The following is a 19752-nucleotide window of genomic DNA, read 5'->3' as shown; positions in this document are numbered from 1 at the left end:
GATTGGTGGAAAGCGTGCGGCACGTCTGATCTGGAAAGTTCATTTATCACATAATTGCGAAATCTCTGGGTGAAGCGCGCCGGTCGCGGCAGCTTTCCCCAAAAACGAACGACAACACGGAGGAAGTAGATGTCGATAAAGGACCCGTTTACGGACTTGGACATAAAAACGGCGGATAGCGGTTTTTATGAAAACAACAGCGTACCGATTGCGCTAATCAGTAAAGGCATCATGGTTGCGCTGGTGCTGTGGGCTTTGGTGTTCCCGGCCAATGCCAACAGCACTCTGGGCAGCTGGAACTCTCAAATCTTGGAAGTTTTCAACAGCTTCTATATCATCATCGTTGGATTGTTTTTCTTCTTCCTGGCGGTTGTTGCGATTCTTCCTTCGACGGGCAAGCGCGTAATGGGCCAGCCAGGCGAAAAGCCCGAGTTCTCGAATTTCTCGTGGTTCTCGATGATGTTTGGCGCCGGTCTGGGTGTGGGTCTGATGGTGTTCGCCACAGCCGAGCCTCTGGGCCTGTGGGGTTCGAACCCCGTTGTGGTTGCGGGCGACGTTCCGGGTAACGTGCCAGATGCTGTGCAGTCGGCTTATCGCTACACTTATCTGCATTATGGGTTCCACGCCTGGGCGATCTACGTGGTGACGGGTCTGTCGTTGGCCTACTACGCGTATACACGCAACATGCCACTGACCATCCGCGCGGCGCTGACGCCGCTGTTCGGTAAGCTGATGAACGGCTTCCTGGGTCACGTGGTTGACGTGCTGGGCGTCGTTGCGACCATTCTGGGTGTGTCGGTGACTATCGGGTTCGGCGTAAGCCAGTTCATCGATGGCCTGTACGCAATTACCGGCATGGAATGGATCATGGATTTGGGCGGCGAGGTTCCGGCACCATCGAAAGTGGGTCTGATCTCGGGTCTGGCTGTCATCATGGGGCTGTCGATCATCTCGGCGGTGTCGGGTGTCGGCCGGGGCGTTAAATATCTGTCGAACCTGAACCTTGTTCTGTCGATCATCCTGCTGGGTACGTTCGTTGTGTTTGGCTCGTTTGTCTTCGCGATGACCACCTATGGTACGGCAATGGTCGACTATATCCTGCACTTCGTATCGCTGAGCTTTGGTGCCTATGGCCCGCTTTCAGCTGAAGCTTTTGCAGCGGCCTTGCCGGCCGAGGCGCAGGCCCATGCGGATGCGCTGATGGGTGGTGCGACGAATGCTTGGGGCAGCTTTGACGGCTTCAAGAGCGGTCTGGAAGGCGCAGCGGCTGAGCTGGACGAAGCGACGCTGGCCGCAGCCTATGCTGCAGGTGAGCAGGGCCGTCAGTTCGGCTGGCAAGCCGGCTGGACCACGTTCTACTGGGCTTGGTGGATCGCCTTCTCGCCCTTCGTGGGCCTGTTCCTGGCGCGTATCTCCAAGGGTCGCTCGGTGCGTGAGTTCATCCTGGGCTGTGTGTTCGCACCGGCGCTGGTGTGCTTTGCATGGATGACCGTTCTGGGTGGTACCGCGATTGATCTGGAATTGGCTGGTGCAGCGGAAGGCGCGATCATCGGTGCGTCGAATACCAACAAGCTGTTCGTGACCCTGTCCTACATGATTGACGGCGGTCTGCTGTCGATGCTGAACGTGATGTGCGTGATCCTGATCATGACCTTCCTGGTGACCTCTGCGGACTCGGGTATTCTGGTTATGAACACGATTATGTCGGGCGGCAGCCAAGAGACTGGCATTAAGCACCGTATCATCTGGGGCCTAATCCTGACGGCTGTGATCGGTACGCTGATCCTGGCGGCTGGTGACAACAACCCGCTGGATGCGCTGCGCAACGCAATGATCATCGGCGCGTTGCCCTTCACCATGGTGATGGGGCTGATGATGGTGGCGCTGGCCAAGGCATTGTTCCGCGACGGTCTGCGCGACAAGAGCGAGGTGGCGCAGGCGGCTGAATAAGCCTCCATTGCTCAAGGTAAGACGCGCCGCCCCAAATTGGGGCGGCGTTTTTCATGTCACGACCTCACTCAAGGCCGTGAAAAAGTGGAACGAAACAGGCGGATGTGCCTGTCGTTGACAGGCGATCTGGCAAAGCAGCGACCTCTGTGGTGCAGCTTTTCAGACGGATTCTGAAACTGGTGAAAGATCTGCATGCGGGGGGAGCTGGCCTGCCCTCGGGCTAGTCGGGCTTGGCAGGCGCTCACCCCCTATTCCCGCTCGTACCCCCTCGTTACAACAATACTGGTCAACTGAATTGCGGGATTGATCATCAGTATCCGGTGAAATGGGCAGAACTATTGTCAGAACATGTCCATTCTAAGAGCCAATTTGGAAACAAATTGCAGATTTGCCTTAATTTGTTGTGCGACATGAAATCTACTTGGTGGGAATTGACCGACGTCTGATGCAGCTAATGTTTGCGTTAAATGTCTTTCTGTGACATTTTCGTGAAGACAGTCATTTAACACTTTAGGGAATTTTTGGCGAAAAATCACAATCGAATGTTTTTGGATGTACCCATGTCTTCAGCAGGAGTTAGAGCTGGAGGACGATTATGAACTTAGGAACCGCTGGTACCGCTGTCCCGTCTGCTTTGATCGCTGCGTCTGTGACGTCGCGCGAGGCACAGATTTGCCGAGCCTCTCAGGCGGCTGAGGCAGCTTTCGAACGGATTGCACAGACAGCGAGGGTCACCCAAGAGCACCCGACCGAGTTCCAGGATCGGGTGTTTTCGATCTTTCGTTGGTATTTCCTATCGGCCTTTTGTACCCGGCTTTTGTCGGGCGCGGCGCACAGGATGGAACATCAGACTCTTCAGATGTCGATGGATATCATCAGCGCTGTCAAAATGGTTTTGTCCGATCACGAGGTCGAAAAAGCGATGTCCCTGGTTCAGAAGGAACAGACCTGCCCGACCGAAGTGCGCGCAAATGGCATTGGTGCACGAGGCCATATGGTGGGCTGGGTCGCGGCAGGATTGCATAAGAAAGGCCGTGACTTTCCCAAAGAGATCGAGAGCGCTCTGGCCGGTGCTTTGGCCGCATCCGGGCGCCTGAACTAGACTGGTTCTTCAGGTCCGGGTTGCGGTTCCGAACGGCAGAGAAAGCGTGCGGTTCAACACTCGATCGGGCACTTTGATCAGCCATTGGAGTCTTGATCCTGTCAGCACTTTACAGAAGACGATTCCGAACACTAGCGCCGCCAGAACTGAAAGCGGGATCACCACCAGCGGCTCGGTAATACCCAAAATTTTGGATAGAATGATGCGCGTCCCTGCCACGGGAAGGAAATGGGTGAGGTAGATATACAGGCTGAAACTTCCGATTGTAACCAACCACTTGGCCTTACCCGCGTTCGAGGCCAGAACTACCGTTCCAATGATTGCCGAGGCGGACAGGGCCGATAGGGAAAAGTAGACCAGAGGAAGTTTCTCGAATCCTCCCGACAGCGCAGCGATGCTGAGGCCGAGGAACCCGATCCACAATGCGATCACCGGTAGCGCGCGCGCCTTGACCGCCGAAGATCTGATCCATTCAGACGCATATACTCCGATCGCGAAATAGACGAACAGCTTGGCCAGTTTATCGGCGATGACGACCACGCCTTCGGGCCAGACATTCAGCAGGAACTGCGCCTGTATGATGGCCGCAAACCCGACAATATAGACCGGGGGAACGCCGCGCAGCAGGCGCAATATTACGAAAGACAGCATGAGGGCGTAGAGAAACCAGATCGTCGGCAGCGGGTCCCAGGGGATTATCAGGATTTCCCACCAATAGGTGGTCGAATTGGTAATAGCGTTCAGTCCAAACCGAAAGGTGAAGATGATCATGGACCACAGAAGGTAGAAATAGAGGAAATAGATCACCTTGCCGCGGATGAACTTGTCTGCGGGGCCGTCGATAGCCTTTTTGGCAAACAGCCCGGCTACCAGAAAGAACAGGGGCATGCGCACGGGATCGAGGCTGTAGTTGAAGGTTCTGATCCATTCGGGGAAGGTCGGGTCGAACCGGAACCCGGCGATAGAATGGTGTAGAACCACGAAAATGATCGTCAGGCCTTTTACCGCATCAATCCAGCCCAAGCGCCCTGCCAATGGTTGCGTTGGGGCCGCGTTGCTATTGTCGGAACGAATATCAGTCACTCTTTAACTCCCGAACCTGCACACAAGGTTACAGAGAAATGCCACCTGAAATGGGAAGCTTATGAACACAATGGCGAAGGGTCCCATGCCGCGTTGGGCCGAGTCAACACTGTTGGTGCCGAGGGCAATTGGCCAGCGGCGCCGCAGCAGCGAGACGAGTATTGAAAATCAGTAATTTGGGAATGGTGCTGCTGGAGAGAATTGAACTCTCGACCTCTCCCTTACCAAGGGAGTGCTCTACCTCTGAGCTACAGCAGCGCTGTGGGCGGGTGATTAGACTCAAACGAAACGCGGCGCAAGGGTGTCTGGACGGTTTTTTTCGCCTCCTGTAGAGAAAGATCATGACGGAAAAAAATTCACCAAAAAAACAAGGCAAACCCAGTGATGCGCGCGAAAAGCGGCTGAAGGCCGCGCTGAAGGCAAACATGGCGCGGCGCAAGGCGCAGGCCAAGGCGCGGGCGGTCGCTGGGGGCAAGGCCGATAAGGACGAGGGATAAGAGCAAATGGATTCGATTCTGGTAACGGGTAACGGGCCGCTTAACGGTCAGATCCCGATTGCAGGGGCTAAAAACGCGTGTTTGACGCTGATGCCCGCAACGCTGCTCAGCGATGAACCGCTGACGCTGACCAACGCGCCGCGTCTGAGCGATATCAAGACCATGACCGCCCTACTGCAATCGCTGGGGGCCGAGGTGTCGTCGTTGCAGGACGGGCAGGTGATTGCCATGTCCAGCCATGATCTGACCAGTCAGACGGCGGATTATGACATCGTGCGCAAGATGCGGGCCTCGAACCTTGTGCTGGGGCCTTTGCTGGCGCGGTTCGGGCAGGCGGTCGTGTCGCTGCCCGGTGGCTGTGCGATCGGTGCGCGCCCGATGGATCTGCATGTGGAAGGGCTTGAAGCGCTAGGCGCCGAGATCGAACTGAAAGACGGGTACCTGCACGCCAAGGCCCCCGGTGGGTTGAAAGGCGCGGTGCATGAGATGCGTTTTGCCTCGGTCGGGGCGACTGAGAACATTGTGATGGCGGCCACGCTGGCCAAAGGTACTACCGTCCTGAAAAACGCAGCGCGCGAGCCCGAGATCGTCGATCTGGTCGAATGCCTGCGCAAGATGGGTGCGCAGATTTCAGGCGAGGGGAGCTCGACCATCGAAATTCAGGGCGTCGACCGTTTGCACGGCGCGACCCATCAGGTTGTCACTGACCGGATCGAACTGGGCACTTATATGCTGGCCCCGGCGATCTGCGGCGGTGAGGTCGAGTTGCTGGGCGGGCGGATGTCGCTGATCGCGTCCTTTGCCGAAAAGCTGGAAGCAGCGGGTGTCAGCGTGACGGAAACCGCAAATGGTCTGATGGTCGCGCGCAAGAACGGGCGTGTTCGGTCGGTGGATGTGGTCACGGAACCCTTCCCTGGTTTCCCCACGGATTTACAGGCGCAAATGATGGCGCTGATGTGTACTGCCGAAGGTGTGTCCGTTCTTGAAGAGCGTATCTTTGAGAATCGCTTTATGCACGCCCCTGAACTGGTACGAATGGGGGCCAATATCGAGGTGCATGGCGGCACGGCCACGGTAACGGGCGTCGAACGTTTGAAAGGCGCGCCTGTGATGGCGACCGATCTGCGGGCCTCGGTCTCGCTGATTCTGGCCGGTTTGGCGGCCGAAGGTGAGACGACGGTTAGCCGGGTCTATCATCTGGATCGTGGCTATGAACATGTGGTGCGCAAGCTGGAAGGCGTGGGTGCAAAGATTGAACGGATCAAAGGCCAATGACAGACGCAAGTTTCCATGACGGGCGCGAGGCCCCGCTGAATCTTGGTGCCGAGGATGCAGATGACCTGCAGGTGATCTCGACCCTGACACAGGACGCGGTGTTTCCAATCACCGAGATGACTTGGCGGCCATCCCAACGCCGCTTTGGCCTGCTGTTGAACCGCTTTCGGTGGGAGGACAAAGACGCCGCCACCCTGCGCGACCGCCCGTTTGAGCGGGTACAGTCGGTGCTGGTGTTCGACTCGGTGCTGTCGGTGGCAAGTCAGGGGATCGACCGCAGCGACAAGGACATGGTGATGTCCCTCTTGTCTATTGATTTTGAGCCGGGCGAAGATGGGGCGGGCCGCGTGGTGCTGACTCTGGCCGGGGATGGCGCGATCCGATTACTGGTCGAGGCTGTGGATGTGTCCCTCAAGGACGTCACGCGGCCCTATCAGGCACCGTCTGGGCAGGCGCCGCATCATCCGGAATAAACGGGGCATAGCGCAAGCGTTTTCCGGGCCTTCCACAGGCCTGGTTTTGCGCCGTGCGACCGTGTTCGATGTGTTCCAGATGAGCCGCGCTCTGATCCGCTCGATCACCTATCTTTGTGCGGCAGACCATCACAAGCAGCCCGCGCTGCTGGCGGCTTGGACGGCCAACAAGGACCCTCAGACGATCCGACGCTGGATACAATCCGGCGCCCAGCTTTGGCTGGCCGAGATTGACGGGCAGGTGGCCGGGGTCGGTGGGCTGCACAACCGTTCGGAAGTGTCGCTGCTCTATGTCGAACCAGCCTATGTGCGGCGTGGTGTCGGTTTGGCCCTGTTGATCCGGCTGGAAAGTGAACTGGTCGATCAAGGGTGTGCGGAGGCACATGTTTATGCCACTGCGACGGCACGGGAATTTTATCGCCGGTTCGGCTGGAAGGATGCGGGTGAGGCCGAAGAATGGCAGGGCGTCCTGCAATATCCGATGCGCAAATCGCTGCACCTGACCGACGAAGGGTTGAGGCCTTTCCCCTCGGGCGATATGTCCCGATGAAACGCCCCGGAGTGCAAGACGATGCCAGTTTTCCTTGAGACAAGCTCGACCGATTTCGAAACCGCCTTTGCGGCGCTGTTGTCGGCCAAGCGCGAAGACAGCCCCGACGTGGATGCGGTTGTGGCCGAGATCATTCAGGACGTGCGCGCGCGCGGCGACGCGGCGGTGATCGAGCTGACGGCCAAATTCGACCGGCTGGAACTGACCCCTGATACATTGGCGTTTTCGACTGATGAGATCGCGGCGGCAGTGGCTGAGGTCACGGATGAGGATCGCGCCGCGCTGGAACTGGCTGCGGCGCGCATCCGGGCCTATCACGAAAAGCAAATGCCCGCCGATCACGAATGGACGGATGAGGCCGGGGCCACGCTGGGCTGGCGTTGGTCGGCCGTGTCGGCGGCGGGGCTTTATGTGCCGGGTGGGTTGGCCTCGTACCCTTCGTCGGTCTTGATGAATGCGATTCCGGCCAAGGTGGCGGGGGTTGAGCGTCTGGCGATTGCCGTGCCCACGCCGGATGGGGTGGTGAACCCCTTGGTTCTGCTGGCCGCGCAGTTGTCGGGTGTGGATACGATCTATCGCGTGGGTGGGGCACAAGCGATTGCCGCGCTTGCCTATGGTACGGACAGCATCGCCCCGGTGGACAAGATTACAGGTCCGGGCAATGCCTTTGTCGCCGCGGCAAAGAGGCGGGTGTTTGGCAAGGTGGGTATCGACATGATCGCGGGCCCCTCAGAAATTCTGGTGATCGCCGATAAGGACAACGACCCCGATTGGATCGCGCTTGATTTGCTGAGTCAGGCGGAACATGACGAAAGTGCGCAGTCGATCCTGATCACTGATGATGCAGCTTTCGGTCGGTCGGTTGCCGCTGCCGTGGACAAGCGCCTTGAGACGCTCGAGCGCCGCGCCATCGCAGGCGCAAGCTGGCGCGATTTTGGCGCAGTGATCACCGCGCGCGATCTGGATGAGGCCGCCGCGCTGTCGAACCGTATCGCCCCAGAGCATCTTGAACTCTGCGTTGCCGACCCTGTGGCGCTGAGCGCAAAAACCGTCCACGCAGGCGCCATCTTTCTGGGCCAATACACGCCCGAGGCCATCGGCGACTATGTTGGCGGCCCCAATCACGTGCTGCCCACCGCGCGCTCGGCGCGGTTTTCTTCGGGGCTGAGCGTGATGGATTTCCTCAAACGCACCACGCTGTCCCAGATGACCCCCGCTGCGCTGCGCGCCATCGGTCCTGCTGCGGCGCAACTGGCGCGGTCTGAAAGCCTTGAAGCTCATGGCCTGTCCGTCACGGCCCGGCTGGATCGTCTGAACGACTAAAGGCGCGAACCAACAGATATCAGGTGGAGGGCAGTTTGGAACGCGTAGCAACCTTGTGGATCGGCAAACGGTTCAGCTTTCTCGAGCACCTGTGCCTTAAATCCTTCGCGGATGTGGACCAGACGCCCATCGTCTATCACTACGGCGATCTCGAGGATATCCCGGACTATATCGAGGCCCGCGATGCGCGGGAGATCTTTGACACACCCGAGATCTACCGCGACCCGATCATGCGCTCGGTGGCAGTCCACGCCGATCTGTTTCGCCTGAAACTGATGCAGCAGACCGACTATATCTGGGTGGACGCGGATGCCTATGCGGTACGGCCGTTCGAGACCCGTGAGGGGTATTTGTTTCCCAAAGCCAATCTGGCACGGCAGCGGATGATGAACGGGGTTGTGGCTCTGCCCAGCGACAGCCCGGCTTTGAAGAAGATGTGCGATTTCGCTTTCGACAGCGACCTCGTGCCGTTCTGGTGGTCGGATGACAGAAAGCACGCCTATCGGGACATTTACGGGCAATCCACCTACTGGAGCCTGCCTTTGTCAACGCTTGGGCCGCCGCTGTTTTTCCACAGCCTTTATGGGACGCCGGAGCATGACATGAGCTTGCCGAGGGTCGAGCTTTACGCCGTTCCACTCCGGCATCGCGGTCTGTGGAACGAGCCTGATATGTCCAAGCTGGAATTTCTGGATTGGCAAAGCAAAATGTCCATCCATTTCTTTGGGTCGTGGTTTCGAAAGATATTCAAGGACCGAGAGATCAATTCCGGATCTTTGGTCGACACCTTGTTGCGCAAACATGCGATTGACCCGTGCCTGTATCCGCTGTGACAAAAGCCACAGGGCCGCGTTGCTCATTCAATTTTCTTGCGATAAGTCTGACCCGACCTGAATGGACCACGTACGCATGACCCGCATTTCGCACATAGAACTGGATGACCGAAACCTGCCCCCGCCGACGCCCGAGATCGAGCAGGAGCGCAAGGTCGCGATCTATGATCTGCTGGAGGAGAACTCCTTTGCGCTGCCCGCGCGCGACGATCGCGTGGTGCCTGACGGCCCCTATCATCTGCAACTGTCCATCCGGGACAAACGGCTGGTTTTCGATATCGCCACCGAGACCGAGGAAAAAGCCGCCGAATTCCACCTGTCGCTGGGCCCGTTCAAGCAGGTGGTAAAAGACTATTTCCAGATATGCGAAAGCTATTTCGACGCGGTGAAATCGCTGCCACCCAGTCAGATCGAAACCATCGATATGGCGCGGCGGGGCATTCACAACGAAGGCAGCCGGGTCCTGCAAGATAGGCTGGAAGGCAAGGCCGAAATTGACACCGACACCGCCCGCCGCCTGTTCACGCTGATTTGCGTATTGCACTTTGGGGGCTGACGGGTGACGTCTCTGCCGCAGTCCATTCTGTTCTGTTGCGACCACAACTCGGTTCGGTCCCCGATGGCCGAAGGCATCATGAAAAAGTTCTACGGCACCGGTACCTATGTGCAATCTGCCGGTGTCCATAACGATCTGGAGATCGACGGTTTCTGCGTCGCCGTCTGCCAGGAAATCGGCGTTGAGCTTTCGCGACACAGGTCGCGTTCCTTCGACGAGATGCAGGAATGGGGCGATGACCTCAGCTCGTTCGACCTGATCGTCGCGTTGTCACCCGCCAGCCAAAGGCGAGCGTTGGATTTGACCCGTATTTTTCATCTGGATGTCGATTATTGGCCAATAATGGACCCTACCGGACTGGGCGAAAGTCGTGAAGACAAGCTAACGCACTACCGACAGACCCGCGATCAGATCATCAAACATCTGAAGGACCGCTGGGGCGAACCAACGGAGTGACCATGAACCAGACCGTCGAAACCTATTTCAAAGCCTTCAACGCAGGTGACGTTGATGGCATGTTGGCCTGCCTGTCCGACGACGTGGCCCATCATGTAAACGAAGGGCAGATTCGTGTCGGCAAAGAGAAATTCGCCGCCTTCTGCGCCCACATGAACCGCTGCTACCGTGAAAACCTGACCGATATCGTGGTGTTCGACGCGCAAGGCGGCACCAGGGCTGCGGCCGAGTTCATCGTGAACGGCACCTATCTGGAAACCGATGAGGGCCTGCCCGAAGCGCATGGTCAGACCTACCGCCTTCCCGCTGGGTCTTTCTTTGATTTGAAAGATGGCAAGATCACCCGCGTGACCACCTTTTACAACCTAGCCGACTGGACCAAACAGGTGTCCGGTGGATGAGGTCACAGACGTCCGCCCGCTGACCGGAGCGGCGCTTGAGGCCGCTCTGGACGATGTGGCGCGTCTGCGTATTCAGGTCTTTCACGCGTGGCCCTATCTCTATGATGGGGATCTGGGCTATGAGCGGAAATACCTGCAAGCCTACCGCGACAGTGCCCGATCCATCGTGGTCGGGGCGTTTGACGGCGACCGCCTGATCGGAGCCTCGACCGGTGCGCCGCTGGCCGATCATGCCGAAGATTTTGCTGCGGCTTTTGACGGGTCAGGTGTGGATCTGTCGGATGTTTTCTACTGCGCCGAATCCGTTCTGCTGCCGGACTACCGGGGGCAGGGTGTTGGTCACAAATTCTTCGACCAGCGCGAAGCTCATGCCCGCGCTTTGGGTTTTGCGAAATGCGCCTTTTGCAGTGTGCAGCGCCCAGCCGATCATCCGATGCGACCAGAAAGCTATAGGCCTTTGGATGCGTTCTGGCGGGCACGCGGGTATGAACCCCTACCCGGTGTCGTGGCGCAGTTTTCGTGGAAGGATATAGGAGAAGACGGCGAGACGCAGAAACCGTTGCAGTTCTGGATCAGGGATCTGAACGCGTAGCTGCGCCTTTCGGTCTCATCGTGTCTGTTTGCGGCTGAGAAGGCCGTACTTCACCGCCCATCCGCGAAAGGACCGCCGTTTGGGTTTTTCCAGTCGAACCTCGGATTTTGTCTGTGCCCCGCCTTTGCGATTGAATTCGAACACGTCAATGACACGCTCAGCGCAGCCGCAGGCCTCGCCCATACCGACCTTGGCGAAATAGAACTTTTCGAAGCTTTCGGGGTTTTGCATGGTGATCCTCCTGACCCTATTGAACCAAGTCTGGGCCGGCAAGCCAATTCACTTTCCCGTCGGGCCTGTGTCGGGTCTATACATATCGCGCGATCCTGCCCTAGGGTCGCGCCAATCCAATGCTGAAGGACGCAGCCCATGAAAGTCGCAACCGCCGCCTATGACCTCGACTGGCTCGACAGTTGGGCGCAGTATGAGGACAAGCTGAACCGCTGGGTCAGCGAGGCCGCCGGGCAGGGGGCCGAGTTGCTGGTCTTTCCCGAATATGGCGCGATGGAGCTGTCGACATTGGACGGGGCCGATGTGGCAGGTGATCTGGAACGTTCGATCCGCGCGGTGTCGGACCGGATGGCAGATGCGCAGGCCCTGCATCAACGGCTGGCGCGCGAATATGGCACCTATATTCTGGGCGCGTCCGCTCCGGTTGTGGATGGACCGGGCCGCCCGGTGAACCGAGCGGCGCTTTTTGCGCCCGATGGCCTGCAAGATCACCAAGACAAGCAAATCATGACCCGGTTTGAGCGTGAGGCTTGGGATATCGCGCCCGGCGGACCGTTGAAACTGTTCGACACCAAACTGGGCAAGATTGGTGTTCTGATCTGCTATGACAGCGAATTCCCCCTGCTGGGCCGCGCGCTGAGTGAGGCTGATCTGATCCTTGTACCTTCATGCACCGAGGCGCTCTCGGGCTATTGGCGGGTGCGGATCGGCGCGATGGCGCGCGCGCTGGAAAACCAGTGTGTGACGGTCATGGCGTCTCTGGTTGGCAGCAACGCGTGGTCCGAGGCCGTGGATACGAACACTGGCACGGGCGGTATCTTCGGCCCGCCCGACAAAGGCTTCCCCGGCACCGGCGTATTGGCCGAAGGACAGTTGAACCAACCCGGCTGGACTTACGCCGATATCGACTTGTCGGCCATTGCAGAGGTCCGCGCCGATGGCCATGTGCTGAACCGAACCCATTGGGATGAGCAAACGCCCCGAGTCGAATCGGTCACAATCTCTGCTCTTTCGTGATTCCGGCCTTGAAATAAGCCCGAAATAGGCTCATTTAAGCGCACATCCTCGCAGATTCTGCGAGTGCAACGTAAATGTGGAGACAACATGGCCAAGGAAGATACGCTCGAATTTCCCGGTGTCGTGAAGGAACTCCTGCCTAATGCGACGTTTCGGGTCGAGCTGGAAAACGGCCATGAGATCATCGCACATACGGCAGGCAAGATGCGCAAGAACCGCATCCGTGTTCTGGCTGGCGACAAAGTCCAGGTCGAGATGACCCCCTATGATCTGACCAAGGGTCGGATCAACTATCGCTTCAAGTAACGCCCTATCTCATGGCGTTTATCCTCGGATCGGGCAGCCCAAGGCGGCTGGACCTGTTGGCTCAGCTTGGCGTGCAGCCCGATGCGATCCGCCCCCCGGACATCAACGAAACGCCCCTGAAGGGCGAGCTGCCGGTTCCCTATTGCAGCCGCATCACGCGCGAAAAAGTGAGGGCGGTGCAAGCGGATGGCGACGATATCACGCTGTGTGCGGATACCACCGTGGCGCTGGGCCGTCGTATTCTGGGCAAACCTGAAAACGCAGGCCAGGCAGCTGAGTTTCTGCACGCCCTGTCCGGGCGTCGCCACCGGGTTATCACCTCGGTCGCGGTGCGACGCGGGGATCGGGTGCTGCAACGCGACGTGGTCTCACAGGTCAAGGTCAAACGCCTGTCGGATGTTGAGATCAATGCCTATCTGGCGACCGGAGACTGGCAGGGCAAAGCAGGCGCCTACGCCATCCAAGGCCCCGCTGGCGCATTCATACCGTGGATTTCGGGATCGTTCACCGGTATCGTGGGCCTGCCCTTGTCTGAAACCGCCGCCCTTTTGCAAGGCATCGGCTATCCCCTGTATCGTGAGGCATCATGAAGGGTCGCACCATCGTTCTGGATCATATCAAGGGTCGTGAGGCTGCGGCACTGATGGTCGACGGCAAGCTGGATGATTTCCTGATCGCCGCCGATGCGCCTGCACCGGGCACGATCTACCGCGCCCGCGCGGATCGGCCGGTAAAAGGGCAGGGCGGCATGTTCCTGTCTACGCCCAACGGCCCCGCGTTTCTGCGGCAGGTCAAGGGGCTTGCCCCCGGTGCGCTGCTGCTGGTGCAGGTGACGGGCTATGCCGAACCGGGCAAAGCCTTGCCTGTGACCGACCGTGTTCTGTTCAAAAGTCGCTACGCGATTGTCACTCCGGATGCGCCGGGCCTGAACATCTCGCGCTCGATCCGGGATGAGGACGAGCGTGACCGCCTGCTTGAGATCGCTCATGAGGTGATGGACGGTAGCGATTACGGTCTGATCCTGCGCTCGTGCTGCGCCGGTGAGGACGCGGGCGAAATTGCCGAAGATATCAGCGCCATGCTGGCCCACGCGGACGCAGTGGTGAACGACCCTGGAACCGAGCCGGAACTGCTGCTTGAAGGCGACGGCCCTCATGTTCTGGCCTGGCGCGACTGGACCGACCCGGCCGAGGTCGAAACCCGCGCAGGTAGTTTCGGCACCCATGGCGTGCTGGAGGCATTGGACACGGCCCGCGGCATTTCTGAGCCTTTGCCCGGCGGGGGGCACCTGTTCATCCAGCCCACCCGCGCGCTGGTCGCCGTTGACGTCAATACCGGCGTTGACACATCCTTGGCAGCTGGAACCAAGGCTAATTTCGCCTGCGCCAAAACGCTGGCCCGCGCCTTGCGTGTGCGGGGTTTAGGAGGGCAGATCACGCTCGATCTGGCACCAATGCCCAAGAAGGACCGCCGAGGGTTCGAGTCCGCTCTGCGCGCCGCCTTCAAGTCCGACCCGATCGAAACCACACTGGCAGGCTGGACGCCGTTAGGGCATTTCGAATTGCAGCGCAAACGGGCCCGGCTGCCGCTGAGCGAGGTGTTGAAATGAGCTGTCCGATCTGCGGTGAAGACACTGTTGCCACGTACCGCCCGTTTTGTTCGAAGCGCTGCGCGGATGTCGATCTTGCCAAGTGGCTGAACGGTTCTTACGCGGTGCCGTCGCAACGTGAAGAGAACGCTGAGGCGGATGCCGAAGTCGACGAAACCGGTCATTCGCGTCCGCATTGAAAAAATGTAAAAAAGGCTCTGGACACTGCCAGTGGCAAGTCATAGAACGCCTCCACCCAACGGCAGTCGCCGTTCCCGTGCCCGGGTAGCTCAGGGGTAGAGCAGTGGATTGAAAATCCTCGTGTCGGTGGTTCGATTCCGCCCCCGGGCACCATAAACATAATAATATCAGTAACTTAAATTGCGCTGGGGCCCGCGACGCTTTTTCGGGCGAAAATGGGTCCCGCATGGGTCCCAAACGGGCATTAACGGCGGATCCCGAGCGACAGCGTGGCTTAGCGTTGACTATTTACTCTAACATGTAATGCTGTTCCGACTTGGCCAGGCAATGCTGTGCGTGGCAAAGCAGGGCAGTGCTCGGAGTGGCACGGCTTGGCAAGGCAAGCAAAATACCACGACATCAGGTGCCCTCGGCCCAGGTCGTTTCTCACAGAGGAGCAATGACCGTGACCGAACGCGCGGACAATCTAGATGCCATGGCAGCAATGGCAGCGCCGTATCTGCTGGATGACCGGGAGCATATAGTAGCCGCCATCGAAGTTTACATGGACCGCATGCTGAACCGATAGGTTTTGCTAAGGAATTGGAAGGTCGGGCTGCACACGCGCGCATCTCGCGGCGTCCATCGGAAAAGCAGTCACTCAAGTAATTTGCGGCGATCGTCCTGATAGAGCCCAAAGCAGAAACGCCAAGCGATTTCGCAGAAAAACCTGCTTGCACCAAAAATCAGTGGTCAAAAATTCTACCCCGTTTCCGAGGATCGCGCCCAGAGATTGATTTCCTCTTCCGAACTGACCTCGTCAATCTTGGCGAGTTCCGCTTCGGTAAATTCCAAATTCTGGACCGCACCTACGCAATCCACGATCTGCTCAGGTCGCGAAGCGCCAATAAGGGCTGTCGTAATCCGGCCACCTCTCAGCACCCAAGCAAGCGCCATCTGAGCTAATGATTGACCGCGAGAGGCCGCTATGTCGTTTAGAGCCCTGACACTCGTCAGTGAACGTTCGTTGATCATGCCGTCCAATAGAGACTTGCCTTTAGTTGCACGACTGTCTTCGGGAATGCCGTTCAGATACTTCGATGTCAAAATACCCTGGGCAAGTGGCGTGAACGCAATCGATCCCACGTTCAATTCGTCAAGTGTATCCAACAGCCCGTCCCGCTCAACCCAGCGGTTGAATAGGTTATACGACGGCTGATGAATCACGCACGGCGTGCCAAGGTCTTTCAAGATGGACAGCGCTTCGCGCGTTCGTTGCGAGTTGTAGCTTGAAATTCCGACGTAAAGCGCGCGCCCAGAGCGCACTATATAGTCTAGTGCTCCCATAGTTTCTTCCAGAGGGGTATCTGGATCATAGCGGTGGGAATAAAAGATATCGGCGTATTCTAGCCCCATGCGCTTGAGCGACTGATCACAAGAGGCCACAAGATACTTTCGAGATCCCCACTCCCCATAGGGGCCCGGCCACATATCATACCCCGCCTTGGTAGATATGATGAGTTCGTCCCGATAGCCTGCGAAATCAGTTTTTAAGATTTCGCCGAATGCTTCTTCCGCCGATCCCGGCGGCGGGCCATAGTTATTTGCTAAATCAAAGTGCGTTATACCCAAGTCAAAAGCAGTGCGGCAGAGATCGCGCTTTGTCTGGTGCGGGATGTCCCCACCAAAGTTGTGCCATAGCCCAAGGCTGATCGCGGGTAGCTTTATGCCAGACTGCCCACAACGGCGATAGAGCATTTGCTCGTAGCGGTCCGGATTGGGAAGAAAAGGGCGCGGCCGAGGCTTCGGGGGGCGTTGTAATTTGCTCATTTGTCCATAATCCGAGATCATCACCCCGTGTCAATTCAACGAGATATTAATCGGCAATCAGCAAAGCCTGCCGTATAGACGGAACATGCCTCAGGCATTGTCAGCGTAGATTTTCAAACTGCAAACTAGTCCTCAAACAATGCGCGAACCTTCGACATGTCATACGCATGTTCCGTCAGGTTTTCAGGATCCCATTCGCTTCGCTCAGCTTCAAAAAAATCCCCGCCGTATACGTGGATTGCTCCGGTCAACTTGGGGATAGGGTTTGTAACCGAGTGAATGAGGTCCTTACCGAGCGGAGCATATTCACCCGTCGACAATGCTCGAGCCCCCGCCGCTTCAATGCGTCCGTTAGGGTCATCTGCTACGCGCCGCCAAAAAATGTTATCTTCTCTACCACCATAAATACCGATCACAGCCCACATTTCGTGATTGTGGGGCATTATGGTCATTCCCGGCTTCCAGACAACGTTGACGATTGTCAGATCACCTGACTTGTATATGGGAAAGATACCGCTTTCGGTCGGCTCCCCTAAGGCTTGCGTCACGCCTGCGGGATTGCGCATCGCCCGGTCCACCACCTCAGCCACCGATTTGTGAGACTTGTCCTGATCCACTGCGGTCCGGCAGTCCGCTACAAACTGTTCCATGTTCCACATATCTTCAGCCCCCAATTGCATACACTAAATACAACAGGGTAGCACAGGCTACAAAATAGACGAAATTGGGACCCAGATTGCAGCTGCATGTATCGGGTATCTAAGACTTCAAATGACTACTTGGCCTGCTGCGCGGTCGTTCGCTAAATCGGGACGGATGTCTACTTTGCGGGACGTCCGTCGATTGCATCGAATACATTAGGCTGTCTGTTTGCTTAATCGAAAATGCGATCGCCCTGCTCGTCAATCACCTGTTTCGCCTTTGCGGTGCTGAAGCTTTCGCCCTGATCCCGGGTTTCAAATACATCCGCCCGGATCACTGTATGGGTCTTGCGATCTCCTTCGATGGTCTTTTCGATACGGGCTAAAAGACGGTATTTGCCACCTTCGGGCATCAAGTCCGGAAAGATTTCGAACCCTCTGTAAGAGACCGACTCCGGCTCCGACTTTTCACCGCCACCGAAGAGTTTAGAGAAGAGGGACATTGGGCGGCTCCTTTCAGCGTTGCTATGTCGGGAGACTAGCGCCGCCTAGGACAGGCGTGAAGCATGTCGTGCTATCAGAACATTTGTCTTCGATCCGTTGGCGCGCTTCTTGCGTAGCTTAATAAGTCCAGATACGCGATAAAAGTCCATTCCTCCGCACCAGTCTCCCATGCTTGGAAAGTCCAAGTCCGCAACTCTGACACGTTGCCGCCAACGATCGCGCTGAGCCCAAAGCAGTCTTGGTTTAGGGTTGGCCAATCCTACGATTGCGCAGGGTTCAACATTTCACTGTTGAATTTGGCGTATCCGACTGCGACAGTTTCTTATGCAACGTCGACTTACCACCATCGTCGCCGCCGATTTGGCGGAATACTCTCGTCTGATGGCTATCGATGAAGAAGGCGTTATCCGGCGATTGCGCGCAGCACGGAGCGACGTGATAGACCCGGCGGTGGCCCAAGCCAACGGGCGGATCATCAAGACGATGGGCGATGGCATCTTGGTCGAATACCCCTCGCCGGTCGAAGCCATGCGATCGGTGATTTCAGTCCAGGAACAGATGGTGGCGCGAGAAACCGGTCCCGCGGACCAGCGCCTGCGCTTTCGCGTCGGCATAAATGTCGGCGACGTTGTCGAAGACGGCGATGACATCCTCGGCGACGGCGTCAACGTGGCGGCACGGTTGGAAAGCCTCGCGCCGCCGGGCGGGATTTGCATCTCGCGCAGCGTCCATGACCAGCTTCGTGGTAAGATTGATGCCCCCATGACCGAGCTTGGCCAGCAAATGGTCAAGAACATCCCCGAACCGGTCGAGGTTTGGCGGGTCGAGATCAATGGCGTTAATGCGCCGGTGCAGGAAGAAATAAGCGAGCGCCCCTCTATTGCCGTTCTGCCATTCGACAACATGTCTTCGGATCCCGAACAGGAGTTTTTCGCCGACGGAATCGTCGAAGACGTGATTACCGAACTCAGCCGGTTCCGAAACCTATTTGTCATCGCCCGGAACTCGACCTTTGTTTACAAGGGCACCGCAACCGATATCAGGCAGGTCGCGCGCGAATTGGGCGTGCGCTATGTCGTCGAAGGCTCCATACGGCGTGGGGGCAACCGGGTGCGCCTGACCGCTCAGCTAATCGAGGCGGAAACCGGATCCCATGTCTGGGCCGATAAATGGGACCGCACTCTGGATGATCTCTTTGCTGTTCAGGACGAGTTGACCGCTGCCATCGTCACGGCTGTCGAACCTGAACTGGGTGCCCACGAACGCACGTTGGCGCGCAAGAAACCCTCTGAGAGCCTCACAGCATGGGAAATGTGCCAAAGAGGGATTTCCGAACAAGTGAAATTCACGCCTGAGGCAATAGACACCGCGGACACCTTTTTCCGGAAAGCAATTGAGAGCGACAGTACCTTTGCCGATCCGCATGTTATGTTGGCGCGCAATGGGTGGGTGCGCCTTGGATCAGGGTGGAGCAAGGATCCCGCGTCGGAACTCAAGAATGCGATAGACAGCGTGAAACGCGCATTGGAGTTGGACGACCGACAGGAAGTGGCGCATCTCGTACTGGGTGTCTTGCTGGCAATGGCGGGAGAGCCGCGCGATGGATCTGTCTCGGTGAACCGTGCCCTTGCGCTTAATCCAAACAATGTTCAGTGCCATTATGCGATGTGCATGGTAAGCTTGTTCGATCCCGCCACAAATGGGGACCTAATGCTCAGAAGCGCGCAAGAATGCCTCAAGCTGAACCCCAAGGATCCGCGCGCCACAATGTACCATTTTTTTTCCGCCTTGGGGCGCTGGGTCGAAAACGGGTTGGTCCCTGATGACGCCTATATTGCAGACATGGAAGCAGCGTGCAGGTACACAAATGCGCCTTGGTTCGTATTTATGATCTGCGCGGTGGGTTGTGTGCGAATGGGGTTCACAGATCGTGCGAAAAAGCATCTTTCGGCAGCGCTGCAGCGACGTCCGGAGCTGACAAAAGAAAATTACAGGGACGCGTTTCTTCAGCCAAGCTGGCCGGAATGGTATGAGAACGATCTCGATGCGCTTGAGACACTTGTCGAATTAGGATTGCCTCGCGACTAATGCAGCTTTACCCGCGTTGCAGCCGTTGGCTGTTAGTGCAGCGAACGACTGCTCCGAGCCCAAAGTGACAAATGCTGCAGCTTGTACCGATGTCCGCTTCCACTTTAGCGCTAGGGGTCGGTCCTCAAAGTCTCTTGCTTTGCAACATACAAAGCACTTCTCGATAAGACCTATGCAAAAAGTGGATCTCTGATCGGGGATTTTGGCTATGCCAGCGGCAAATCGAGTCGGTTCCTGGTTGCTACACAGGTCAACTATCGCGCTAGCATGAATTTG

Annotated in this window: 24 protein-coding genes and 2 tRNA genes; 20 read left to right on the top strand and 6 right to left on the bottom strand. The window is 57.5% G+C overall.

Annotated elements, in window-relative coordinates; translation table 11 throughout:
- Nucleotides 1–129: 129 nt before the first annotated feature.
- Complete coding sequence (locus tag ACR0CA_RS14790) at nucleotides 130–1950, top strand: BCCT family transporter (protein ID WP_480899894.1); 1821 nt, start codon at nucleotides 130–132, stop codon at nucleotides 1948–1950.
- A 595-nt stretch (nucleotides 1951–2545) separates the two neighbouring features.
- Nucleotides 2546–3052: a hypothetical protein gene (locus ACR0CA_RS14785; RefSeq protein WP_480504918.1), complete on the top strand. Its 507-nt coding sequence runs from the start codon at nucleotides 2546–2548 to the stop codon at nucleotides 3050–3052.
- A 9-nt stretch (nucleotides 3053–3061) separates the two neighbouring features.
- Here the strand turns inward: ACR0CA_RS14785 and ACR0CA_RS14780 are convergent, their stop codons facing one another.
- The gene (locus ACR0CA_RS14780; protein ID WP_480899892.1) at nucleotides 3062–4135 is read right to left on the bottom strand and encodes an acyltransferase family protein; all 1074 of its coding nucleotides are present in this window, start codon (nucleotides 4133–4135) and stop codon (nucleotides 3062–3064) included.
- A 183-nt stretch (nucleotides 4136–4318) separates the two neighbouring features.
- Nucleotides 4319–4393 (bottom strand) — tRNA-Thr (locus ACR0CA_RS14775).
- An 83-nt stretch (nucleotides 4394–4476) separates the two neighbouring features.
- Between ACR0CA_RS14775 and ACR0CA_RS14770 the strand changes: the two genes are divergently transcribed.
- The 10 genes from ACR0CA_RS14770 to ACR0CA_RS14725 all read left to right on the top strand — a co-directional run bounded on the left by ACR0CA_RS14770 (nucleotide 4477) and on the right by ACR0CA_RS14725 (nucleotide 11091).
- Nucleotides 4477–4632: a hypothetical protein gene (locus tag ACR0CA_RS14770; protein ID WP_480899890.1), complete on the top strand. Its 156-nt coding sequence runs from the start codon at nucleotides 4477–4479 to the stop codon at nucleotides 4630–4632.
- 6 nt (nucleotides 4633–4638) lie between these two features.
- Nucleotides 4639–5907 (top strand): UDP-N-acetylglucosamine 1-carboxyvinyltransferase, encoded by a 1269-nt coding sequence (gene murA, locus ACR0CA_RS14765; RefSeq protein ID WP_170786831.1) that lies wholly within the window; start codon nucleotides 4639–4641, stop codon nucleotides 5905–5907.
- Nucleotides 5904–6380 carry a DUF2948 family protein gene (locus tag ACR0CA_RS14760; protein WP_170773990.1) on the top strand — a complete coding sequence of 159 codons (477 nt, stop codon included), beginning with the start codon at nucleotides 5904–5906 and terminating at the stop codon, nucleotides 6378–6380. The genes murA and ACR0CA_RS14760 overlap by 4 nt, the downstream gene beginning before the upstream one ends.
- 46 nt (nucleotides 6381–6426) lie before the next feature.
- Nucleotides 6427–6930, top strand: coding sequence for a GNAT family N-acetyltransferase (locus tag ACR0CA_RS14755; protein ID WP_480899888.1), 504 nt, complete (start codon nucleotides 6427–6429; stop codon nucleotides 6928–6930).
- A 21-nt stretch (nucleotides 6931–6951) separates the two neighbouring features.
- Nucleotides 6952–8253 carry a histidinol dehydrogenase gene (gene hisD / locus ACR0CA_RS14750; RefSeq protein WP_480899886.1) on the top strand — a complete coding sequence of 434 codons (1302 nt, stop codon included), beginning with the start codon at nucleotides 6952–6954 and terminating at the stop codon, nucleotides 8251–8253.
- Between the two features lie 35 nt (nucleotides 8254–8288).
- On the top strand, nucleotides 8289–9086 hold the full coding sequence (locus ACR0CA_RS14745) for a glycosyltransferase family 32 protein (RefSeq protein WP_480899884.1): 798 nt from the start codon (nucleotides 8289–8291) through the stop codon (nucleotides 9084–9086).
- A gap of 76 nt (nucleotides 9087–9162) precedes the next feature.
- Complete coding sequence (locus ACR0CA_RS14740; RefSeq protein WP_170786826.1) at nucleotides 9163–9642, top strand: UPF0262 family protein; 480 nt, start codon at nucleotides 9163–9165, stop codon at nucleotides 9640–9642.
- Nucleotides 9643–9645: 3 nt separating this feature from the next.
- Nucleotides 9646–10098, top strand: coding sequence for an arsenate-mycothiol transferase ArsC (locus ACR0CA_RS14735; protein ID WP_170353273.1), 453 nt, complete (start codon nucleotides 9646–9648; stop codon nucleotides 10096–10098).
- A gap of 2 nt (nucleotides 10099–10100) precedes the next feature.
- Nucleotides 10101–10499, top strand: coding sequence for a ketosteroid isomerase-related protein (locus ACR0CA_RS14730; protein ID WP_480899882.1), 399 nt, complete (start codon nucleotides 10101–10103; stop codon nucleotides 10497–10499).
- Nucleotides 10492–11091, top strand: coding sequence for a GNAT family N-acetyltransferase (locus tag ACR0CA_RS14725; RefSeq protein ID WP_480899881.1), 600 nt, complete (start codon nucleotides 10492–10494; stop codon nucleotides 11089–11091). Before ACR0CA_RS14730 ends, ACR0CA_RS14725 begins: the two co-directional genes overlap by 8 nt.
- Nucleotides 11092–11106: 15 nt before the next feature.
- Here the strand turns inward: ACR0CA_RS14725 and ACR0CA_RS14720 are convergent, their stop codons facing one another.
- A complete protein-coding gene (locus ACR0CA_RS14720; protein WP_170774005.1) occupies nucleotides 11107–11322 on the bottom strand; it encodes a hypothetical protein in 216 nt (71 codons plus the stop codon).
- Nucleotides 11323–11460: 138 nt separating this feature from the next.
- Between ACR0CA_RS14720 and ACR0CA_RS14715 the strand changes: the two genes are divergently transcribed.
- From ACR0CA_RS14715 to ACR0CA_RS14685, 7 genes are all read left to right on the top strand, one after another.
- Nucleotides 11461–12339: a carbon-nitrogen hydrolase family protein gene (locus tag ACR0CA_RS14715; protein WP_480899879.1), complete on the top strand. Its 879-nt coding sequence runs from the start codon at nucleotides 11461–11463 to the stop codon at nucleotides 12337–12339.
- A gap of 87 nt (nucleotides 12340–12426) precedes the next feature.
- On the top strand, nucleotides 12427–12645 hold the full coding sequence (gene infA, locus ACR0CA_RS14710; RefSeq protein WP_005978431.1) for a translation initiation factor IF-1: 219 nt from the start codon (nucleotides 12427–12429) through the stop codon (nucleotides 12643–12645).
- An 11-nt stretch (nucleotides 12646–12656) separates the two neighbouring features.
- Nucleotides 12657–13235, top strand: coding sequence for a Maf family protein (locus ACR0CA_RS14705; protein WP_480899877.1), 579 nt, complete (start codon nucleotides 12657–12659; stop codon nucleotides 13233–13235).
- A complete protein-coding gene (locus ACR0CA_RS14700) occupies nucleotides 13232–14254 on the top strand; it encodes a ribonuclease E/G (RefSeq protein ID WP_480899875.1) in 1023 nt (340 codons plus the stop codon). Before ACR0CA_RS14705 ends, ACR0CA_RS14700 begins: the two co-directional genes overlap by 4 nt.
- Nucleotides 14251–14433: a DNA gyrase inhibitor YacG gene (locus ACR0CA_RS14695; protein ID WP_170790804.1), complete on the top strand. Its 183-nt coding sequence runs from the start codon at nucleotides 14251–14253 to the stop codon at nucleotides 14431–14433. Before ACR0CA_RS14700 ends, ACR0CA_RS14695 begins: the two co-directional genes overlap by 4 nt.
- Before the next feature lie 79 nt (nucleotides 14434–14512).
- Nucleotides 14513–14587, top strand: a tRNA-Phe gene (locus ACR0CA_RS14690).
- A 292-nt stretch (nucleotides 14588–14879) separates the two neighbouring features.
- Nucleotides 14880–15002, top strand: a complete 123-nt coding sequence (locus tag ACR0CA_RS14685; protein WP_480899873.1) for a hypothetical protein — start codon at nucleotides 14880–14882, stop codon at nucleotides 15000–15002.
- Nucleotides 15003–15175: 173 nt separating this feature from the next.
- On the opposite strand, the gene mgrA is transcribed toward ACR0CA_RS14685, so the two are convergent.
- From mgrA to ACR0CA_RS14670, 3 genes are all read right to left on the bottom strand, one after another.
- Entirely contained in the window at nucleotides 15176–16243 is a 1068-nt protein-coding gene (gene mgrA / locus ACR0CA_RS14680) for an L-glyceraldehyde 3-phosphate reductase (protein WP_480900043.1), read from the bottom strand.
- Nucleotides 16244–16368: 125 nt separating this feature from the next.
- Entirely contained in the window at nucleotides 16369–16893 is a 525-nt protein-coding gene (locus tag ACR0CA_RS14675) for a cysteine dioxygenase family protein (protein ID WP_480899871.1), read from the bottom strand.
- Between the two features lie 224 nt (nucleotides 16894–17117).
- Nucleotides 17118–17387: an HlyU family transcriptional regulator gene (locus ACR0CA_RS14670; protein ID WP_480899869.1), complete on the bottom strand. Its 270-nt coding sequence runs from the start codon at nucleotides 17385–17387 to the stop codon at nucleotides 17118–17120.
- 325 nt (nucleotides 17388–17712) lie between these two features.
- On the opposite strand from ACR0CA_RS14670, the gene ACR0CA_RS14665 reads away from it, so the two are divergent.
- Entirely contained in the window at nucleotides 17713–19476 is a 1764-nt protein-coding gene (locus ACR0CA_RS14665; protein WP_480899867.1) for an adenylate/guanylate cyclase domain-containing protein, read from the top strand.
- The last annotated feature ends 276 nt before the right edge of the window (nucleotides 19477–19752 follow it).

Source organism: Ruegeria sp. F12, assembly GCF_056533885.1.
The sequence above is the reverse complement of the archived record's forward strand: the minus strand, read 5'-3'. Positions and strand labels throughout refer to the sequence as shown.

What these genes read in the sequence shown, in the direction of transcription:
- ACR0CA_RS14700 (WP_480899875.1), top strand. Translation starts at nt 13,232, where the DNA reads ATGAAGGGTCGCACCATCGTTCTGGATCATATCAAGGGTCGTGAGGCT.
- ACR0CA_RS14720 (WP_170774005.1), bottom strand. Translation starts at nt 11,322, where the DNA reads ATGCAAAACCCCGAAAGCTTCGAAAAGTTCTATTTCGCCAAGGTCGGT.
- ACR0CA_RS14730 (WP_480899882.1), top strand. Translation starts at nt 10,101, where the DNA reads ATGAACCAGACCGTCGAAACCTATTTCAAAGCCTTCAACGCAGGTGAC.
- ACR0CA_RS14705 (WP_480899877.1), top strand. Translation starts at nt 12,657, where the DNA reads ATGGCGTTTATCCTCGGATCGGGCAGCCCAAGGCGGCTGGACCTGTTG.
- murA (WP_170786831.1), top strand. Translation starts at nt 4,639, where the DNA reads ATGGATTCGATTCTGGTAACGGGTAACGGGCCGCTTAACGGTCAGATC.
- mgrA (WP_480900043.1), bottom strand. Translation starts at nt 16,243, where the DNA reads ATGAGCAAATTACAACGCCCCCCGAAGCCTCGGCCGCGCCCTTTTCTT.
- infA (WP_005978431.1), top strand. Translation starts at nt 12,427, where the DNA reads ATGGCCAAGGAAGATACGCTCGAATTTCCCGGTGTCGTGAAGGAACTC.
- ACR0CA_RS14695 (WP_170790804.1), top strand. Translation starts at nt 14,251, where the DNA reads ATGAGCTGTCCGATCTGCGGTGAAGACACTGTTGCCACGTACCGCCCG.
- ACR0CA_RS14665 (WP_480899867.1), top strand. Translation starts at nt 17,713, where the DNA reads ATGCAACGTCGACTTACCACCATCGTCGCCGCCGATTTGGCGGAATAC.
- ACR0CA_RS14715 (WP_480899879.1), top strand. Translation starts at nt 11,461, where the DNA reads ATGAAAGTCGCAACCGCCGCCTATGACCTCGACTGGCTCGACAGTTGG.
- ACR0CA_RS14770 (WP_480899890.1), top strand. Translation starts at nt 4,477, where the DNA reads ATGACGGAAAAAAATTCACCAAAAAAACAAGGCAAACCCAGTGATGCG.
- ACR0CA_RS14760 (WP_170773990.1), top strand. Translation starts at nt 5,904, where the DNA reads ATGACAGACGCAAGTTTCCATGACGGGCGCGAGGCCCCGCTGAATCTT.
- ACR0CA_RS14675 (WP_480899871.1), bottom strand. Translation starts at nt 16,893, where the DNA reads ATGGAACAGTTTGTAGCGGACTGCCGGACCGCAGTGGATCAGGACAAG.
- ACR0CA_RS14790 (WP_480899894.1), top strand. Translation starts at nt 130, where the DNA reads ATGTCGATAAAGGACCCGTTTACGGACTTGGACATAAAAACGGCGGAT.
- hisD (WP_480899886.1), top strand. Translation starts at nt 6,952, where the DNA reads ATGCCAGTTTTCCTTGAGACAAGCTCGACCGATTTCGAAACCGCCTTT.
- ACR0CA_RS14785 (WP_480504918.1), top strand. Translation starts at nt 2,546, where the DNA reads ATGAACTTAGGAACCGCTGGTACCGCTGTCCCGTCTGCTTTGATCGCT.
- ACR0CA_RS14740 (WP_170786826.1), top strand. Translation starts at nt 9,163, where the DNA reads ATGACCCGCATTTCGCACATAGAACTGGATGACCGAAACCTGCCCCCG.
- ACR0CA_RS14670 (WP_480899869.1), bottom strand. Translation starts at nt 17,387, where the DNA reads ATGTCCCTCTTCTCTAAACTCTTCGGTGGCGGTGAAAAGTCGGAGCCG.